Source organism: Pseudomonas sp. AO-1, from assembly GCF_019775695.1.
Classification (GTDB): domain Bacteria; phylum Pseudomonadota; class Gammaproteobacteria; order Pseudomonadales; family Pseudomonadaceae; genus Aquipseudomonas; species Aquipseudomonas parakoreensis.
Genome location: NZ_CP079947.1, coordinates 4,641,063 through 4,657,495 on the forward strand (window position 1 = coordinate 4,641,063; position 16,433 = coordinate 4,657,495).

General features: G+C 60.6%; 13 protein-coding genes. 11 read left to right on the plus strand and 2 right to left on the minus strand.

Translation table 11 applies throughout. The annotated features are described in order from the left end of the window. The first annotated feature begins 29 nt into the window (after nucleotides 1–29). The 3 genes from KVQ82_RS21035 (at nucleotide 30) to KVQ82_RS21045 (ending at nucleotide 3,838) form a co-directional block, all read left to right on the plus strand. Nucleotides 30–206 (plus strand): hypothetical protein, encoded by a 177-nt coding sequence (locus KVQ82_RS21035; protein WP_177327380.1) that lies wholly within the window; start codon nucleotides 30–32, stop codon nucleotides 204–206. A gap of 77 nt (nucleotides 207–283) precedes the next feature. Then, complete coding sequence (locus KVQ82_RS21040) at nucleotides 284–2,437, plus strand: mechanosensitive ion channel family protein (RefSeq protein ID WP_047292938.1); 2,154 nt, start codon at nucleotides 284–286, stop codon at nucleotides 2,435–2,437. Between the two features lie 66 nt (nucleotides 2,438–2,503). Next, nucleotides 2,504–3,838 (plus strand): amidohydrolase, encoded by a 1,335-nt coding sequence (locus KVQ82_RS21045; protein WP_222015619.1) that lies wholly within the window; start codon nucleotides 2,504–2,506, stop codon nucleotides 3,836–3,838. An 875-nt stretch (nucleotides 3,839–4,713) separates the two neighbouring features. Here KVQ82_RS21045 and KVQ82_RS21050 read toward each other — a convergent pair. Further along, nucleotides 4,714–5,427, minus strand: coding sequence for a UTRA domain-containing protein (locus tag KVQ82_RS21050; RefSeq protein ID WP_222015621.1), 714 nt, complete (start codon nucleotides 5,425–5,427; stop codon nucleotides 4,714–4,716). Between the two features lie 352 nt (nucleotides 5,428–5,779). Here KVQ82_RS21050 and KVQ82_RS21055 point away from each other — a divergent pair, with 352 nt between their 5' ends. The 6 genes from KVQ82_RS21055 (at nucleotide 5,780) to KVQ82_RS21080 (ending at nucleotide 11,136) form a co-directional block, all read left to right on the plus strand. After that, complete coding sequence (locus KVQ82_RS21055; protein ID WP_041071914.1) at nucleotides 5,780–6,847, plus strand: ABC transporter substrate-binding protein; 1,068 nt, start codon at nucleotides 5,780–5,782, stop codon at nucleotides 6,845–6,847. A gap of 179 nt (nucleotides 6,848–7,026) precedes the next feature. Further along, on the plus strand, nucleotides 7,027–7,833 hold the full coding sequence (locus KVQ82_RS21060; RefSeq protein ID WP_041071912.1) for an alkaline phosphatase family protein: 807 nt from the start codon (nucleotides 7,027–7,029) through the stop codon (nucleotides 7,831–7,833). A 5-nt stretch (nucleotides 7,834–7,838) separates the two neighbouring features. Next, on the plus strand, nucleotides 7,839–8,675 hold the full coding sequence (locus KVQ82_RS21065) for an ABC transporter permease subunit (RefSeq protein ID WP_222019429.1): 837 nt from the start codon (nucleotides 7,839–7,841) through the stop codon (nucleotides 8,673–8,675). Next, nucleotides 8,662–9,462, plus strand: coding sequence for an ABC transporter permease (locus tag KVQ82_RS21070; RefSeq protein WP_007965346.1), 801 nt, complete (start codon nucleotides 8,662–8,664; stop codon nucleotides 9,460–9,462). Before KVQ82_RS21065 ends, KVQ82_RS21070 begins: the two co-directional genes overlap by 14 nt. Continuing rightward, nucleotides 9,459–10,448 carry an ABC transporter ATP-binding protein gene (locus KVQ82_RS21075; protein WP_222015623.1) on the plus strand — a complete coding sequence of 330 codons (990 nt, stop codon included), beginning with the start codon at nucleotides 9,459–9,461 and terminating at the stop codon, nucleotides 10,446–10,448. The genes KVQ82_RS21070 and KVQ82_RS21075 overlap by 4 nt, the downstream gene beginning before the upstream one ends. Before the next feature lie 34 nt (nucleotides 10,449–10,482). Then, nucleotides 10,483–11,136, plus strand: a complete 654-nt coding sequence (locus KVQ82_RS21080; RefSeq protein WP_222015625.1) for an HAD family phosphatase — start codon at nucleotides 10,483–10,485, stop codon at nucleotides 11,134–11,136. Nucleotides 11,137–11,308: 172 nt separating this feature from the next. Here the strand turns inward: KVQ82_RS21080 and KVQ82_RS21085 are convergent, their stop codons facing one another. Then, nucleotides 11,309–12,271, minus strand: a complete 963-nt coding sequence (locus KVQ82_RS21085) for a zinc-binding dehydrogenase (protein ID WP_222015626.1) — start codon at nucleotides 12,269–12,271, stop codon at nucleotides 11,309–11,311. 138 nt (nucleotides 12,272–12,409) lie between these two features. Here KVQ82_RS21085 and KVQ82_RS21090 point away from each other — a divergent pair, with 138 nt between their 5' ends. After that, entirely contained in the window at nucleotides 12,410–14,494 is a 2,085-nt protein-coding gene (locus KVQ82_RS21090) for a carboxy terminal-processing peptidase (RefSeq protein WP_222015628.1), read from the plus strand. 133 nt (nucleotides 14,495–14,627) lie between these two features. Next, nucleotides 14,628–16,418 carry a bifunctional diguanylate cyclase/phosphodiesterase gene (locus KVQ82_RS21095; protein ID WP_222015630.1) on the plus strand — a complete coding sequence of 597 codons (1,791 nt, stop codon included), beginning with the start codon at nucleotides 14,628–14,630 and terminating at the stop codon, nucleotides 16,416–16,418. The last annotated feature ends 15 nt before the right edge of the window (nucleotides 16,419–16,433 follow it).

The following is a 16,433-nucleotide window of genomic DNA, read 5'->3' on the forward strand; positions in this document are numbered from 1 at the left end:
ACATCATCCCCTTCGACAAGGCAGTCTCCATGATCTCGATGTCTTCGTTCCACGCAATGCTCGTCCCGATCCTGAGCGGGATGATCCTGCTGGCCATCGGCTTCAACTTCCGCGACAAGAACGCCGGCGTCTTCGCCATGTGGATCGGTATGCTGATGATCCTGGCAACCGTGGTCTACAAGATCCTCGCCAAACTCAACGAATAAATCCGCGCCCGGCTCGCATTGATTCTGACTGCCTCGTACACTCGCTCAATTCGCCCCTTTGCGAGGTTGACCGCCTAGTGTTCGCTCGTCTGTTTGCTCTGCCCTGCCTGTTCCTTGTCTGCCTGATGACGCTGCTGCCGCTGGCCCCTGCCCACGCGGTCGGCTTGCCGGGGTTGCTCAACTCCACCAAGGCGCAGCCCGAGGCGCAGGAACCGTTGGGTCAGTCGCTGGATGAAGTCATCAAGTCGCTGGAAAACGACAAGCAACGCGCACAGTTGCTGAGCGACCTGAAAAAGCTGCGCGACGCCACAAAGAAAGCCCAGGTTTCACCGGAAGAAGGCGTGCTGGGCCTGATTGGCGGCACGCTGGCCAGTTTCGAGAAGCAGTTCTCCGGCGACGACAGTCCGCTGACCCGCTGGTCCGACGAGTTCGATCTGGCCAAGGACGAACTCGATAACCTGATGTTGCCGGCCAGCGAGTGGCTGCCGATCATCTTCGGCTTCGCGGTGATCCTGATGGTCTGGAGCCTGCTCGCCGCCGCGCTGATCTGGCTCGGTCACCGGGTGCGCATGCGCTTCGGCCTGACCGAAGAACTGCCGCAGCACCCCAAGGCCCTCGACATGCTGCGCTTCGCCCTGCGCAAGCTCGGACCATGGCTGATCGCGTTGGTCATCACCGTTTACATGAGCTACGCGCTGCCCTCGTCATTGGGCAAGAGCCTGGCGATGGTACTGGCGTATGCGCTGGTGGTCGGCACCTGTTTCTCGGCGATCTGCGTGATCGCCTTCTCGCTGCTCGACGGCCCGCACCGGCACCGGGCGCTGTACATCCTGCGGCATCAGGCGTTCCGTCCACTTTGGCTGATCGGCAGCTTCGCCGCGTTCGGTGAAGCGCTCAACGACCCGCGCCTGGTGGAAAGCCTCGGCGTGCACCTGGCGCATACCACCGCGACCGTTACCAATGTCCTCGCGGCGCTGTTCACCGGGCTGTTCATCCTGCGCTTCCGCCGGCCAATCGCCCATCTGATCCGCAACCAGCCATTGTCCCGTCGCCTGACCCGCCGCGCCCTCAGCGACACCATCGATATCCTCGGCACCTTCTGGTACGTGCCGGCGCTGGTGCTGGTCGGGATTTCGCTGTTCGCCACCTTCGTCTCTGCCGGCGACACCAGCACCGCCCTGCGCCAGTCACTGATCTGCACGGTGCTGTTGGTGATGTGCATGGTGATCAACGGTCTCGTGCGCCGGCACTCGCTCAAACCGCAACGCGGGCCGAAGCGCCATGCGCTGTACTCGGAGCGCCTGAAGAGCTTCTTCTACACCCTCGCCCACCTGCTGGTGTGGCTGATCTTCATCGAGCTCGGCCTGCGCGTATGGGGCAAATCGCTGATCGGCTTTGCCGAGGGCGAAGGGCATGACGTCAGCGTCAAACTGTTCAGCCTGATCGGTACGCTGATTTTCTCCTGGTTGATCTGGATCCTTGCCGACACCGCCGTGCATCACGCCCTCACCCGCTCGCGCAAAGGCCTGGCGAATGCCCGCGCACAGACGATGATGCCGCTGATCCGCAACGTGCTGTTCGTGGCGATTTTCATCATTGCGCTGATCGTCGCCCTGGCGAACATGGGCATGAACGTTACGCCACTGCTGGCCGGTGCCGGTGTGATCGGTCTGGCCATCGGTTTCGGTGCGCAGTCGCTGGTGGCGGACCTGATCACCGGCCTGTTCATCATCATCGAAGACTCGCTGGCCATTGATGACTACGTCGATGTCGGCGGCCATCTGGGTACCGTCGAAGGCCTGACCATCCGCACTGTGCGCCTGCGCGATATCGACGGCATCGTTCACACCATCCCGTTCAGCGAAATCAAAAGCATCAAGAACTACTCCCGCGAGTTCGGCTACGCGATTTTCCGCGTGGCGGTGCCGTACAACATGGAAATCGACGACGCGATCAAACTGATGCGCGAAGTCGGCCAGAAAATGCGCACCGACCCGCTGCAACGGCGCAATATCTGGTCGCCACTGGAGATTCAGGGCGTGGAAAGTTTCGAGTCCGGCAGCGCGATTCTGCGCGCGCGGTTCAAGACCGCGCCGATCAAACAATGGGAAGTTTCCCGCGCGTTCAACCTGTCGCTCAAACGCCATCTGGACGAAGCCGGACTCGATCTGGCGACGCCACGCATGAGTGTGCAGGTCATCACTGCCGGCGGTGGCCAGCCGAAGGAATAGCACTTCGCGCAGACACTCGGGTCACAGGCAGGGAAGCCAGAAAAACAATAACCATGGAGAAACCCGATGCAGCTGACACGTATCGCCCAGACTGTTCTGCTCACCCTGCTGGCCGGCACCGCCAGCGCCGCCACCCTGGACAGCACCCGCGAACAGATCGCCACGCAAGCCAAGGCACTTGAACCGGAACTGCTGGAAACCCGCCGCGACATCCACGCGCATCCGGAACTGGGCAACACCGAGAAACGCACCGCGGAACTGGTCGCCAAACAGCTCAAGGCGCTGGGCCTGGAAGTGAAAACCAACGTCGCCCGCACCGGCGTAGTCGCCATCCTCAAAGGCGCCCTGCCCGGCCCGACCGTGGCCCTGCGCGCCGACATGGACGCATTGCCGGTCAAGGAAGTCGCCGAGCTGCCCTTCGCCTCGAAAGCCAAAGGCACTTATCTGGACAAAGAAGTCGACGTGATGCACGCCTGCGGCCACGACGCCCACACCGCGATCCTGTTGAGCACGGCGAAAATTCTTACGGGCATGCGTGACACCCTGCCCGGCACCGTGGTGTTCTACTTCCAGCCCGCCGAAGAAGGCCCGAGCGACTTCATCCCCGACGGCAAAAACACTTGGGGCGCGAAAATGATGGTGCAGGAAGGCGTGATGAAATCACCCAAACCCGACGCCGTCTTTGGTCTGCACGTCTGGGCCGGCGTCCCCGCCGGCCAGATCGCCTACCGCCCCGGCGCCACCCTGGCCAGCTCCGACGACCTGCGCATCAAAATCCTCGGCAAACAGACCCACGCCGGCCGCCCGTGGGACGGCATCGACCCGATCACCGTCGGCGCACAAACCATCGTCGGCCTGCAAACCGTGGTCAGCCGCCGCACCGATATTTCGTCTTACCCGTCGGTGGTCAGCATCGGCACCATCAACGGCGGCACCCGCTACAACATCATTCCCGAGTCGGTGGACATGAGCGGCACCATCCGCTCCTACGACTACGGCATCCGCCAGAAACTCCACGCCGACGTACGCCAGACCATCGAAAAAATCGCCGAAAGCGGCGGCGCGAAAGCCGACGTGACCATCATCGAAAAATACGACCCCACGATCAACAACCCGGCACTGACGGAAAAAATGCTGCCGACGTTGAAGTGGGCAGCCAAGGATGACGTGGTCAATGCACCGTTGGTGGGCGGCGCGGAAGACTTCTCGTTCTTCGCCAAGGAAGTGCCGGGGTTGTTCGTATTTCTCGGCGTGACACCACGGGATCAGGACATGAGCAAGGCCGCGCCGAATCATAATCCGGGGTTCTTTGTGGATGAGTCGGCGCTGGTGGTTGGGGTGAGGACGATGGCGTCGCTGGCGACGGATTATTTGTATGGGAATGCTGAGCTGGCCAGATAGAGATGAAGTGATTGTGGGGGCGACTTCGCGAGCAGGTTCGCTCCCACAGTTGATTGGATGTATTCGGTTGGAGATTGGTCGGCTGTCAGGCCGCCATCGCTGGCAAGCCAGCTCCCACAGTTGGATTGAGTGCAGGCAGTTGGTGATTGGTCGGCTGGGAGGTCACCATCACTGGCAGGCCAGCTCCCACAGAGAGATTGGGTGCAGGCAGTTAGAGATTGGTCGGCTGTCAGGCCGCCATCGCTGGCAAGCCAGCTCCCACAGTGGGATTGGGTGCAGGCAGTTGGAGATTGGTCGGCTGTCAGGCCGCCTTCGCGAGCAAGCTCGCTCCCACAGTGGATTGGGTGTGGGCTGTTGGAGTTGGTCGGCTGGGAGGTCACCACCACTGGCAGGCCAGCTCCCACAGTTGGATTGAGTGCAGGCAGTTGGTGATTGGTCGGCTTTCAGGCCGCCATCGCGAGCAGGCTCACCCCTACAGCAAAGCAAAAGCCGACCGCAGGCTCTTCACCACTCAATGGCCGAGTGTCAGCTCGCCGAAAGCTCTTGATCTTGACTCACCGGCCCGTCGGCAGGCTGAGCGGAGGGATTGATCCGGGGGTGGGAGCGAAGCGACCGTTCGACGAAGTCGAACACATCGAGAGGAGGTGCAGCGAAGCAAACCGGAGGCGATGCGCCCGGATCGATCCCGGAGCGAAGGAACCCCGAGCTTTAGCGAGCGGGCCGAACGTCAGGGCACAGACCTTTGGTTCCTTTGGGGCGTTTGCCAAAGGGACTCGCTGTAAAAGCGAAACCGCCAGCCGCAACACCCGAAGCAACGGATAAACACCCAAAACCCCAAGAACCTGGTCAGCCCAGAGGCCGCCAAGGCCAAAAGCTCAAACAACATCGACCCCGACGTGAATCGCATCATGCCGCCAAAACTCCAGATCACAATCAATCAACCGCTCATGCTGATCATAATTGACCCGGGCAATCCGTAACCCCGGACTCCCGACAGACACGCGCAAAGCCGCCGCCGCATCCACCGCCAACGACGTCGGCACAATCTCGAACCGCACCCGCCCATAGTGCAAATCGTAATGCCGCGCATACAACTCGGTCATCGACTGATTCAAATCAAACCCCAGAATCCCCGGAAAATACTGCGGATTCAGATAATGCTCCACATACAACACCAGCCGCCCGTCGATGCGCCGCGACCGACAAATCTGAATCACGCTGGACAACGCCGGCAACTGCAACAACGCACACACCGCCGCCGAAGCTGGCTGCAGGCGCGCGGAAATCACCTCGGTCGACGGCTCCCGCCCCTGTGCACTGACCATCGCGTGAAAGTGACTGCGCTGCATCAGGTTGTACGCCAGACGCGGCGGCGAAACGAACCAGCCACGGCGCTCCTCGCGATAAATCTGCCCCTGCGCCTCCAGCTGCAACAAGGCCTCACGCACCGTGATGCGCGTGGTGCCGAACAACTCACTGAGCTTGCGCTCGGCCGGCAGCTTGCTGCCCGGCGCCAACAGGCCATGATCGAGCTGCTCCTGCAGCACCTGGCCGATGGCTGTCACCGCTTTTGTTGCCTCATCGCGCATCAACGTTACCTATCTGGACTAGACCAGCACTGTTTCGGGGCAAAAACCGTACGGCCTGCAAGCCGTTTCCGTGTCTTGCAAGCCTAGGCAGTGCAGATGACCGAGAGATGACAAAACCGCCCGACGGTCGCCTTCATGACTTGCAATACATCGGCCAAGTGCCTTGTCTGCCGGGGCTTTGACCTTGGTCTACGCTTAGCGGGCAAGCGCCGAAACCGGGCAAATAAAAGGCCTGCCGGGCGACCGCCGACATCAAAGTGTCATCCAGCCCCCTTAAATTGGCTCAGGTATTGCTGACCTAGACCAACACAAACCGCAATCGCAGCGTTGAACACGACCAAGGAGCTTCGGAATGAAACAGCTTTTCCTGGCAACACTGTTAGGCTCGACCATTGCAATGTGCACCGCCGCCATGGCGGCCGACACCGATCTGAAAACCCTCGAAGCCGCTGCGAAAGCGGAAGGCGCCGTCAACAGCGTCGGCATGCCCGATGACTGGGCCAACTGGAAAGGCACCTGGGAAGACCTGGCCAAGACCTACGGCCTGAAACACATTGACACCGACATGAGCTCGGCCCAGGAAATCGCCAAGTTCGCCGCTGAAAAAGACAACGCCACCGCCGACATCGGCGACGTCGGCGCCGCCTTCGGCCCGATCGCGGTCAAGCAGGGCGTGGTGCAACCGTACAAACCGAGCACTTGGGATCAGGTGCCGGCCTGGGCCAAGGACAAGGACGGCAACTGGGCATTGGCCTACACCGGCACCATCGCCTTCATCGTCAACAAGAAGCTGCTGCACGGTTCCGAAGTACCGACCAAATGGGCTGACCTCAAGGGCGGCAAATACAAGGTTTCCATCGGTGACGTGAGCACCGCCGCGCAAGCCGCCAACGGCGTACTCGCCGCTGCCCTGGCCAACGGTGGCGACGAGAAGAACCTCCAGCCGGCCTTGCTGCTGTTTGCAGACATCGCCAAGCAAGGTCGCCTGTCGATGGCCAACCCGACCATCGCCACCATGGAAAAAGGCGAGATCGAAGTCGGCGTGGTCTGGGACTTCAATGGTCTGAGCTACAAGGCCAAGATGGCCAACCCGGATGACTACGTGGTGCTGATCCCGTCCGACGGCTCGGTGATTTCCGGCTACACCACCATCATCAACAAGTACGCAAAAAACCCGAACGCCGCCAAGCTGACCCGCGAATACATCTTCAGCGACGCCGGCCAGACCAACCTGGCGCGCGGCAACGCCCGTCCGATCCGTGCCGAACATCTGCAACTGCCGGAAGACGTGAAGGCCAAGCTGCTGCCAAACGAGCAGTACAAAAAGGTCACGCCAATCAAGGACGCCGACGCGTGGGAAAAAACCTCCAAGGCCCTGCCGCAGAAGTGGAACGAAGAAGTCATCGTCGAGATGAAGTAATCCTGTAAATCCCACTTTCGGGATTGCCGGAGATCCCTGTGGGAGCGAGCTTGCTCGCGAATGCGGTCTTTCATTCAGCATTGATGGTGGCTGACACGACGCCTTCGCGAGCAAGCTCGCTCCCACAAGGGCTCCCGAATGAATCTGATACTTCCTGTTTTCGCGGAGTTTTTGCCCCTATGAAGCACAACGTCATCCTTGTCGTGCTCGACGGTCTCAATTACGAGGTCGCGCGGCACGCCATGGGGCATCTGCAGGCTTACGTTGGCGCAGGACGCGCCGCACTCTATCAGTTGGAGTGCGAGTTGCCGGCCCTGTCCCGACCGCTTTACGAATGCATCCTCACCGGCGTGCCGCCGATCGACAGTGGCATCGTCCACAACAATGTCGCGCGTCTGTCCAACCAGCGCAGCATCTATCACTACGCCCGCGACGCCGGCCTGAAAACCGCCGCAGCGGCCTATCACTGGGTCAGCGAGCTGTATAACCGCTCGCCGTTCGTCGTGGCCCGCGACCGGCACACCGAAAACCTGTCATTGCCGATCCAGCACGGCCACTTCTACTGGAGCGATCACTACCCGGATTCGCACCTGTTTGCCGACGCGGAAAACCTGCGCCTGCGCCACGCGCCGAACTTTCTGCTGATTCACCCGATGAACATCGACGACGCCGGCCACAAGCACGGCCTCGACTCCACGCAATACCGCAATAGCGCACGCTCGGCGGACATCATCCTCGCCGACTACCTGCAAGGCTGGCTCGATGCGGGCTATCAGGTACTGGTCACCGCCGACCACGGCATGAACAACGACCGCTCGCACAACGGCCTGTTGCCGGAAGAGCGGCAGGTGCCGCTGTTCGTTCTCGGTGACGCCTTCAGCTTCAATATTGATGCCGCGCCGAAGCAAACCGAGATCTGCGGCACCGTCTGCGAACTGCTCGGCGCCCCCCACGACAAACCTGTATGCCGGGAGCTGCTCAAGTGAATGCCATGACTCGCGGCAAATGGCTGGCAGCCCTGTGCCTGGTGCCGTTCGCCCTGTTCTTTATCGTGTTCGAAATCGCCCCGCTGGTCTGGGTGATGATCAACAGCTTGCAATCGGAAGAATTCGGCTGGGGCTTCGCCAACTTCAGAAAGATCTTCAGTTCCAAGTTCTATCTGCAGGCGATTCAGTACAGCCTGGAGATCAGTTTCTGGTCGAGTGTGTTCGGCATCATCATCGCCGTGCTCGGTGCGTATTCCCTGCGCCGGGTCGACTCGAAACTGCGCAACTTCGTGAATGCCTTCGCCAATATGACCAGCAACTTCGCCGGCGTGCCCCTGGCCTTCGCGTTCATCATCCTGCTCGGTTTCAACGGCAGCATCACCATCATGCTCAAGCAGGCCGGGATCATTCAGGACTTCAACCTGTACTCGAAAACCGGTCTGATCATCCTCTATACCTACTTCCAGATTCCCCTCGGCGTGCTGCTGCTCTACCCGGCCTTCGACGCCTTGCGTGAAGACTGGCGCGAATCCGCTGCGCTGCTCGGCGCCAACGGCTGGCAGTTCTGGCGGCATATTGGTCTACCGGTGCTGACCCCGGCACTGCTCGGTACATTTGTGATCCTGCTGGCCAACGCTCTCGGCGCCTACGCCACGGTGTACGCCTTGACCACCGGCAACTTCAACGTGCTGCCGATCCGCATCGCGGCAATGGTTTCCGGGGATATTTCCCTCGATCCGAATCTGGCCAGCGCCCTGGCCGTGGTGCTGGTGGCGTTGATGACCCTCGTCACCGTCGTGCATCAATTGCTGCTGAAGAGGAGCTACCATGTCTCGCGCTGAATCCGGCCCGGCCGGCGTCTACCACCGCGTCGTGGTTTATTTGCTGTTTGCGATCCTGCTGCTGCCGCTGGTGGGTACGCTGATCTATTCGATCGCCAGCAGCTGGTCGGCGACCATCCTGCCCAGCGGCTTCACCTTCAAGTGGTACCTCCAGCTGTGGAGCGATCCACGCTTTCTGCATGCTTTCGGCCAGTCGCTGCTGGTGTGCGTCGGCGCGCTGGTGCTGTCGGTGGTGCTGATCCTGCCGTTGCTGTTCGTGGTGCATTACCACTTCCCGAAACTCGATGCGCTGATGAACATCCTGATCCTGCTGCCCTTCGCGGTGCCGCCAGTGGTGTCGTCGGTAGGCCTGTTGCAACTGTACGGTTCCGGGCCGTTGGCGATGGTCGGTACGCCGTGGATCCTGATCGGTTGCTACTTCACCGTGGCGCTGCCGTTCATGTACCGGGCGATCACCAACAATCTGCAGGCGATCAACCTGCGCGACCTGATGGACGCCGCGCAATTGCTCGGCGCCAGCACCTTTCAGGCGGCGTTTCTGGTGGTGCTGCCGAACCTGCGCAAAGGCCTGATGGTCGCGCTGCTGCTGTCGTTCTCGTTCCTGTTCGGGGAATTCGTGTTCGCCAACATCCTCGTCGGCACGCGCTACGAAACCCTGCAGGTGTATCTGAACAACATGCGCAACAGCAGCGGCCACTTCACCAGTGCGCTGGTGATCTCGTACTTCTTTTTCGTGCTGGTCCTGACCTGGATCGCCAACATCTTGAACAAGGACAAAAGCGAATGAGCTACGTCAGCGTCCAACACCTGCAGAAAAACTACGCGGGCACCACGGTGTTCAGCGACATCAACTGCGAAATCAACAAAGGCGAGTTCGTCACCCTGCTCGGCCCGTCCGGTTGCGGCAAGTCCACCCTGCTGCGTTGTATCGCCGGGCTGACGCCGGTGGATGGCGGCAAGATCCTGCTTGATGGCGTCGACATCGTGCCGCTGAGCCCGCAGAAACGCGGGATCGGCATGGTGTTCCAGAGCTACGCGCTGTTCCCCAACATGACCGTCGAGCAGAACGTCGCCTTCGGCCTGCGCATGCAAAAAGTCAACGCGGACGACAGCCACAAGCGTGTCGCCGAGGTGCTGAAACTGGTCGAGCTCAACGACTTCGCCAGCCGTTATCCGCATCAGCTTTCCGGCGGTCAGTGCCAGCGTGTCGCCCTCGCCCGCTCGCTGGTCACCCGCCCACGCCTGTTGTTGCTGGATGAACCGCTGTCGGCGCTGGATGCGCGAATCCGTAAACACCTGCGCGAACAGATCCGCCAGATCCAGCGCGAACTCGGCCTGACCACCATCTTCGTCACCCACGACCAGGAAGAAGCGCTGACCATGTCCGACCGGATTTTCCTGATGAACCAAGGGAAGATCGTGCAGAGCGGCGATGCCGAAACCCTCTACACCGCACCAGTGGACATATTCGCCGCAGGCTTCATCGGCAACTACAACCTGCTCGACGCCGAGAGCGCCTCGAAGCTGCTGCAAAGGCCGATCAACCACCGCATCGCCATACGCCCGGAAGCCATCGAACTGAGCCTCAATGGCGAACTCGATGCGCAGATCCGCAGCCACAGCCTGCTCGGCAACGTGATCCGCTACCGGGTCGAAGCGCGCGGCGTGGAACTGGTGGTCGATGTGCTCAACCGCTCGGCGGCGGATCTGCATCCCGACGGGCAGCGTCTGGCGCTTTCCATCGATCCGACGGCCCTGTGTGAGGTAGCCTGATGACTTTGCTGACGTTGAAGAGAGAACTGCACTGATGGCCCTGGCAATTTTTGATCTGGACGAAACTCTGATCCACGGCGACTGCGCCACCCTCTGGAGCGAACAGATGGGGCGCCTGGGGTGGGTCGATCCCGAGTCGTTCATGCGCAAGAACAACGAGCTGATGGACGCCTACAGCCATGGCAAATTGCGCATGGAAGAATTCATGGCGTTCAGCCTCGAGCCGATGATCGGGCGTACCCCGGAAGAGGTCGAGCACCTGGTCGGCCCATGGGTTGAAGACTTCATCGAACCGATCATCTTCAGCGACGCCACCGAAACCATCGCCGCTCACCGCAAGGGCGGCGACCGGATTCTGGTGATCTCGGCTTCGGGCACGCACCTGGTCAAACCGATCGCCGACCGCTTGGGCATCGACGAAATTCTCGGCATCGAACTGGACGTTGCGCACGGCGTTTACAATGGCCAGACCGTCGGCACGCTGACCTACCGCGAAGGCAAGATCACCCGCCTGCTGGAATGGCTGGACGCCGAGGAGGAGAACCTCGAAGGCGCGAGTTTCTATTCGGATTCACGCAATGATCTGCCGTTGCTGCTGAAGGTGGATTTCCCGCATGTGGTGAATCCGGATCCGGTATTGCTGGAGCACGCCGAAAAAGCCGGCTGGCCGATCCATCTCTGGAAATAACCAAAGATCCAATTTGGACGCATAAATGTGGCGAGGGAGCTTGCTCCCGCTCGGCTGCAAAGCAGTCGCAGAACCAGTCAACCGGTTTGATCTGACTCACCGCGTTGAATGATTTGGGGCCGCTTCGCGACCCAACGGGAGCAAGCTCCCTCGCCACAAGGGTTGGTGGAGGTCAGCTCAGACTGTCGTCAATCACCAACACCACCTTCCCCGAAACCGTATTGCTCGCCAGCTCGGCAAACGCCGCCTCGGCGTCTTTCACCGGGAAGGCTTTTGCCAATTGCGGACTCAACCGGCCCTCGGCAAACAGCGGCCACACATGCTGGCTCAAATCGCTGAACAGGTCGGCCTTGAACTGATCGTCGCGACTACGCAACGTCGAACCGAGCAACTGCACGCGCTTGCCCAGCACCTGTGCCAGGTCCAGTTTCGCCTCACGCCCGCCCATCAGGCCGATCAGTACCCAGCGTCCGTCCAGCGCCGTCAGCTTGAGGTTCAGCGCGGCGTAGTTGCCGCCGACCGGATCAAGGATCACGTCAAACGGCCCGAAGTCGCGCAGGCTTTCCAGATCATCGGTGCGCACCACGCCGCCCTGGGCTCCCAGCGCCTCACAGTAGGCCAATCGCTCAGCCGACCCGACGCTGACCCAACAGGGATTGCCGAACGCCTTGCATAGCTGAATGGCGGCTGAACCAATTCCACTGGCCCCGGCGTGCAGGAGAACCTTCTCGCCGGGTTTCAGCGCCGCCAGTTGAAACACGTTGAGCCAGACCGTTGCATAAACCTCGGGTAATGCCGCGGCCTCGATCAACGAAACGCCCTCGGGCACCGGCAGCACGTGCCGTCCGTCGACCACCACCTCCTCGGCCATTCCGCCCCCGGCCAGCAAGGCGCAGACCCGGTCGCCGACCTGCCAGGAGGAGCCGGCGCCGACTTCGCTGATCACCCCGGAGCACTCAAGACCGAGCACCTGACTGGCACCGGGCGGCGGTGGATAAAGCCCGGCTTTCTGTAATAAATCGGCGCGATTGAGGCCGGCTGCCGCCACACGAATGCGCACTTGTCCTACATCACATGCCGGACTCGGCTCTTCAACCCATGCCACTTGACCTTCAACGCCTTGCAATGCCTTCACAGTGCCTCCATAGTGAGTCTGGACTGAGCCCGAAGCTGTAGCGCCGGGCTTTTTGCATTATGCGACCGGCTCTCGTAGAACCGGCGACTTCAAAGACGGCCTAATATGCGTTATCAATTGTCCCCGCGTCGAATCAGCATGAAGCATTTGCTCCCCAGCACCGCCCTCGCTCTTTTCATCGGTATCGGCTTGCTGCCGGTATCGGGCACTACATTCGCAGCCAACAGCTGGGACAAGTTGCAGCCTGATCGCGACGAAGTGATCGCCAGTCTCAACGTCGTCGAGTTGCTCAAGCGTCACCACTACAGCAAGCCGCCGCTCGACGATGCGCGCTCGGTGATCATCTACGACAGCTACATCAAGCTGCTGGACCCGTCGCGCAGCTATTTCATGGCCAGCGACATCGCCGAATTCGACAAATGGAAGACCCAGTTCGACGACTTCCTCAAGAGCGGCGACCTCAACGCCGGGTTCACCATCTACAAGCGCTATCTGGACCGCGTCAAGGCGCGTCTGGACTTCGCCATTGCGGAGCTGAACAAGGGCGTCGACAAGATGGACTTCACCACCAAGGAGACCTTGCTGATCGATCGCAAGGACGCCCCTTGGCTCAAATCCACCGCTGAACTCGACGACCTGTGGCGCAAACGCGTCAAGGACGAAGTGCTGCGGCAGAAGATTGCCGGCAAGGATTCCAAGCAGATCCAGGAAACCCTGACCAAGCGCTACAAGAATCAGTTGGCGCGCCTCGATCAGACTCGCGCGGAAGACATTTTCCAGGCGTATATCAACACCTTCGCCATGTCCTACGACCCGCACACCAACTATCTGTCGCCGGATAACGCGGAGAACTTCGACATCAACATGAGCCTGTCCCTGGAGGGCATCGGCGCCGTGTTGCAGAGCGACAACGATCAAGTGAAAGTCGTGCGTCTGGTGCCGGCAGGCCCGGCCGACAAAACCAAACAGGTCGCACCGGCCGACAAGATCATCGGCGTTGCCCAGGGCAACAAAGAGATGGTCGACGTGGTGGGCTGGCGTCTGGACGAAGTGGTCAAGCTGATCCGCGGTCCAAAAGGCACCGTGGTGCGCCTGGAAGTGATTCCGGCGAGCAATGCGCCGAACGACCAGACCAGCAAGATCGTGCCGATCACTCGCGAAGCGGTGAAGCTTGAAGACCAGGCGGTGAAAAAGTCCGTGCTGAACCTGAAACAGGACGGCAAGGACTACAAGCTCGGCGTCATTGAGATCCCGGCCTTCTACCTCGACTTCAAGGCGTTCCGTGCCGGTGATCCGGATTACAAGAGCACCACCCGTGACGTCAAGAAACTGCTGACCGAACTGCAGAAAGAGAAAGTCGACGGCGTGGTCATCGACCTGCGCAACAACGGCGGCGGCTCCCTGCAGGAAGCCACCGAACTGACCAGCCTGTTCATCGACAAGGGCCCGACCGTCCTCGTGCGTAATGCCGATGGCCGCGTCGATGTCCTCGAAGATGAAAACCCGGGCGCGTTCTACAAAGGCCCGATGGCACTGCTGGTCAACCGCCTGTCCGCGTCGGCTTCGGAGATTTTCGCTGGCGCCATGCAGGACTACCATCGCGCATTGATCATCGGTGGCCAGACCTTCGGCAAAGGCACCGTACAGACCATTCAGCCGCTGAACCATGGCGAACTGAAACTGACCCTGGCCAAGTTCTACCGGGTGTCCGGGCAGAGTACCCAGCATCAGGGCGTGCTGCCGGACATCGACTACCCGTCGATCATCGACACCAAGGAAATCGGCGAAAGTGCCCTGCCGGAAGCCATGCCCTGGGACACCATCAAGGCGGCGATCAAGCCGGCCTCCGATCCGTTCAAACCGTTCCTCGCGCAGCTCAAGTCCGAGCACGACGCACGCAGCGCCAAAGACGCCGAGTTCGTATTCATCCGCGACAAGCTGGCCCTGGCGCAGAAGTTGATGGAAGAAAAAACCGTCAGCCTCAACGAAGCCGATCGTCGTGCCCAGCACGCGGACATCGATGCCAAGCAACTGGCGATGGAAAACATCCGTCGCAAAGCCAAAGGCGAAGAGCCGCTCAAAGAGCTGAAGAAAGAAGATGAAGACGCGCTGGCTGCGGCTGAGCCGGACAAGGTCAAACCAGAGGACGACGCTTACCTGAGCGAAACCGGGCGCGTCCTGCTGGATTACCTGAAGCTGAGCAATCAGGTGGCCAAGAAGTAAGATGATGGCAATTTAATGGTGACGCTCCCCGGAGCGTCATCAAACAGTCATCATTCTGTCGTGAAATAAAGGACTGGGAGCGCCTCTTCAAGCAAGAGCGCTCCCAGTCCTTTTTTTATCGCCAGAGATTGCCATGACCACGACCGAACAGCTGAGTGCCTTGAGCTCGATCCTGACTCAAAGCGGTTTGCACAGCCTGTTCCAGCCGATCATTTGTCTCTCCGAGCGTCGCATTCTCGGCTACGAAGCCCTTACCCGAGGCCCGTCAAACAGCCCGCTACACACGCCAATCGCGCTGTTCGCCGTGGCGCGTCAGGCCGGCCGCTTGAGCGAACTGGAGATCGCCTGCCGCCAGTCGGCCTGCCGTCGTTTCAACGAGCAGCAACTGCCGGGCAAGCTGTTCCTCAACGTCTCGCCGGAGTCCCTGCTCGAAGCTGCGCACCAACCGGGACGAACCCTGCAACTGCTGCAGGACTTCGGCATTCCGCCGAGCCAAGTGGTCATCGAGCTCACCGAACAGACGCCGATCGACGATTTCCAGTTGCTGCAAACCGCACTGCATCACTATCGGGCGATGGGCTTTTCGATTGCACTGGATGACTTGGGCGCCGGCTATTCGAGCCTGCGTCTGTGGTCAGAACTGCGCCCGGATTACGTGAAGATCGACCGACACTTCATCGACGGCATTCATCAGGACGCGTTAAAACGAGAGTTCGTCGGCTCGATCCTGCAAATCGCCAAGGCCTCGCGCGCGCAAGTGATTGCCGAAGGTATCGAGTTGCCGGAGGAACTGGCGGTGCTGACCGAGATGGGCGTCGACCTGGTGCAGGGTTACCTGCTGGGTCGTCCACAGGAGCATCCGCCCCGCGATGCCCGGGCCCTGATGCCGAAACACGACAGCAGCGCCGTGACATTGAATGACGAAGGCAGCGACCTCAGCGCCCTGCTCAACGACCAACCGGCGGTGCATCGCGACACACCAACCGCGACGGTGCTGGAAGCCTTCCGCCGCCAGGCCAATCTGAACTCACTGGCGGTGCTCGACGAACAGGGCCAGCCGTGCGGCATCGTCCATCGCCATTCGCTGTCCGACGCACTGCTCAAACCGTTCGCCACCGACCTGTTCGCACGTAAACCGATCAGCCGCCTGATGAACGATGACTTCCTCGCCGTGGAAATGAGCCAGTCGCTGCAACAGGTCAGCCGCCTGATCACCAGCCGCGCCCGGCAGCGCATCGAAGAAGATTTCATCATCACCCTCAACGGCGGTTATCTGGGCCTTGGCCGGGTGATCGACGTGCTCAAACTCATCACCGAACTGAAAATCCAGCAGGCGCGCTACGCCAACCCGCTGACCCTGCTGCCCGGCAACGTGCCGATCCAGCAATGCCTGACCCGCCTGCTGCAACAAGGCCGCGAATCGATCATCTGCTACGTCGACATCGACAGCTTCAAACCCTTCAACGACATCTACGGCTACGGCCGTGGCGACGAAGTCCTGCTGTACCTGGCGCAATGCCTGAACGAACGCGTCGACCCGTCCCGCGACTTCGTCGGCCACATCGGCGGCGACGACTTCCTGCTGGTACTCGGCCCGGAAGACTGGCGCAAACGCCTCAACCAACTGCTCGACGACTTCCAGAGCCAATGTAGGCGTTTCTATCGCCCGGAGCACCTGGAAGCCGGCTGCTTTATCGCGCCGAATCGCCAGGGGACTCGGCAGGAGTATCCGTTGTTGTCACTCTCCATCGGCGTCGTCCACTTGCACCCCGCAGCCTGCGCAGAACTGGATGCGAGTCAGCTGGCGGAAATGGCTTCGCAGGCGAAGCATCATGCGAAGAATGTTCCGGGGTATAGCGTGCATGTGATTGATAGTATGGATGCTCTACCGATTACCGAAGCCCTCGTTTCTGGCCATCGTTGATGTTTTAAAATAATC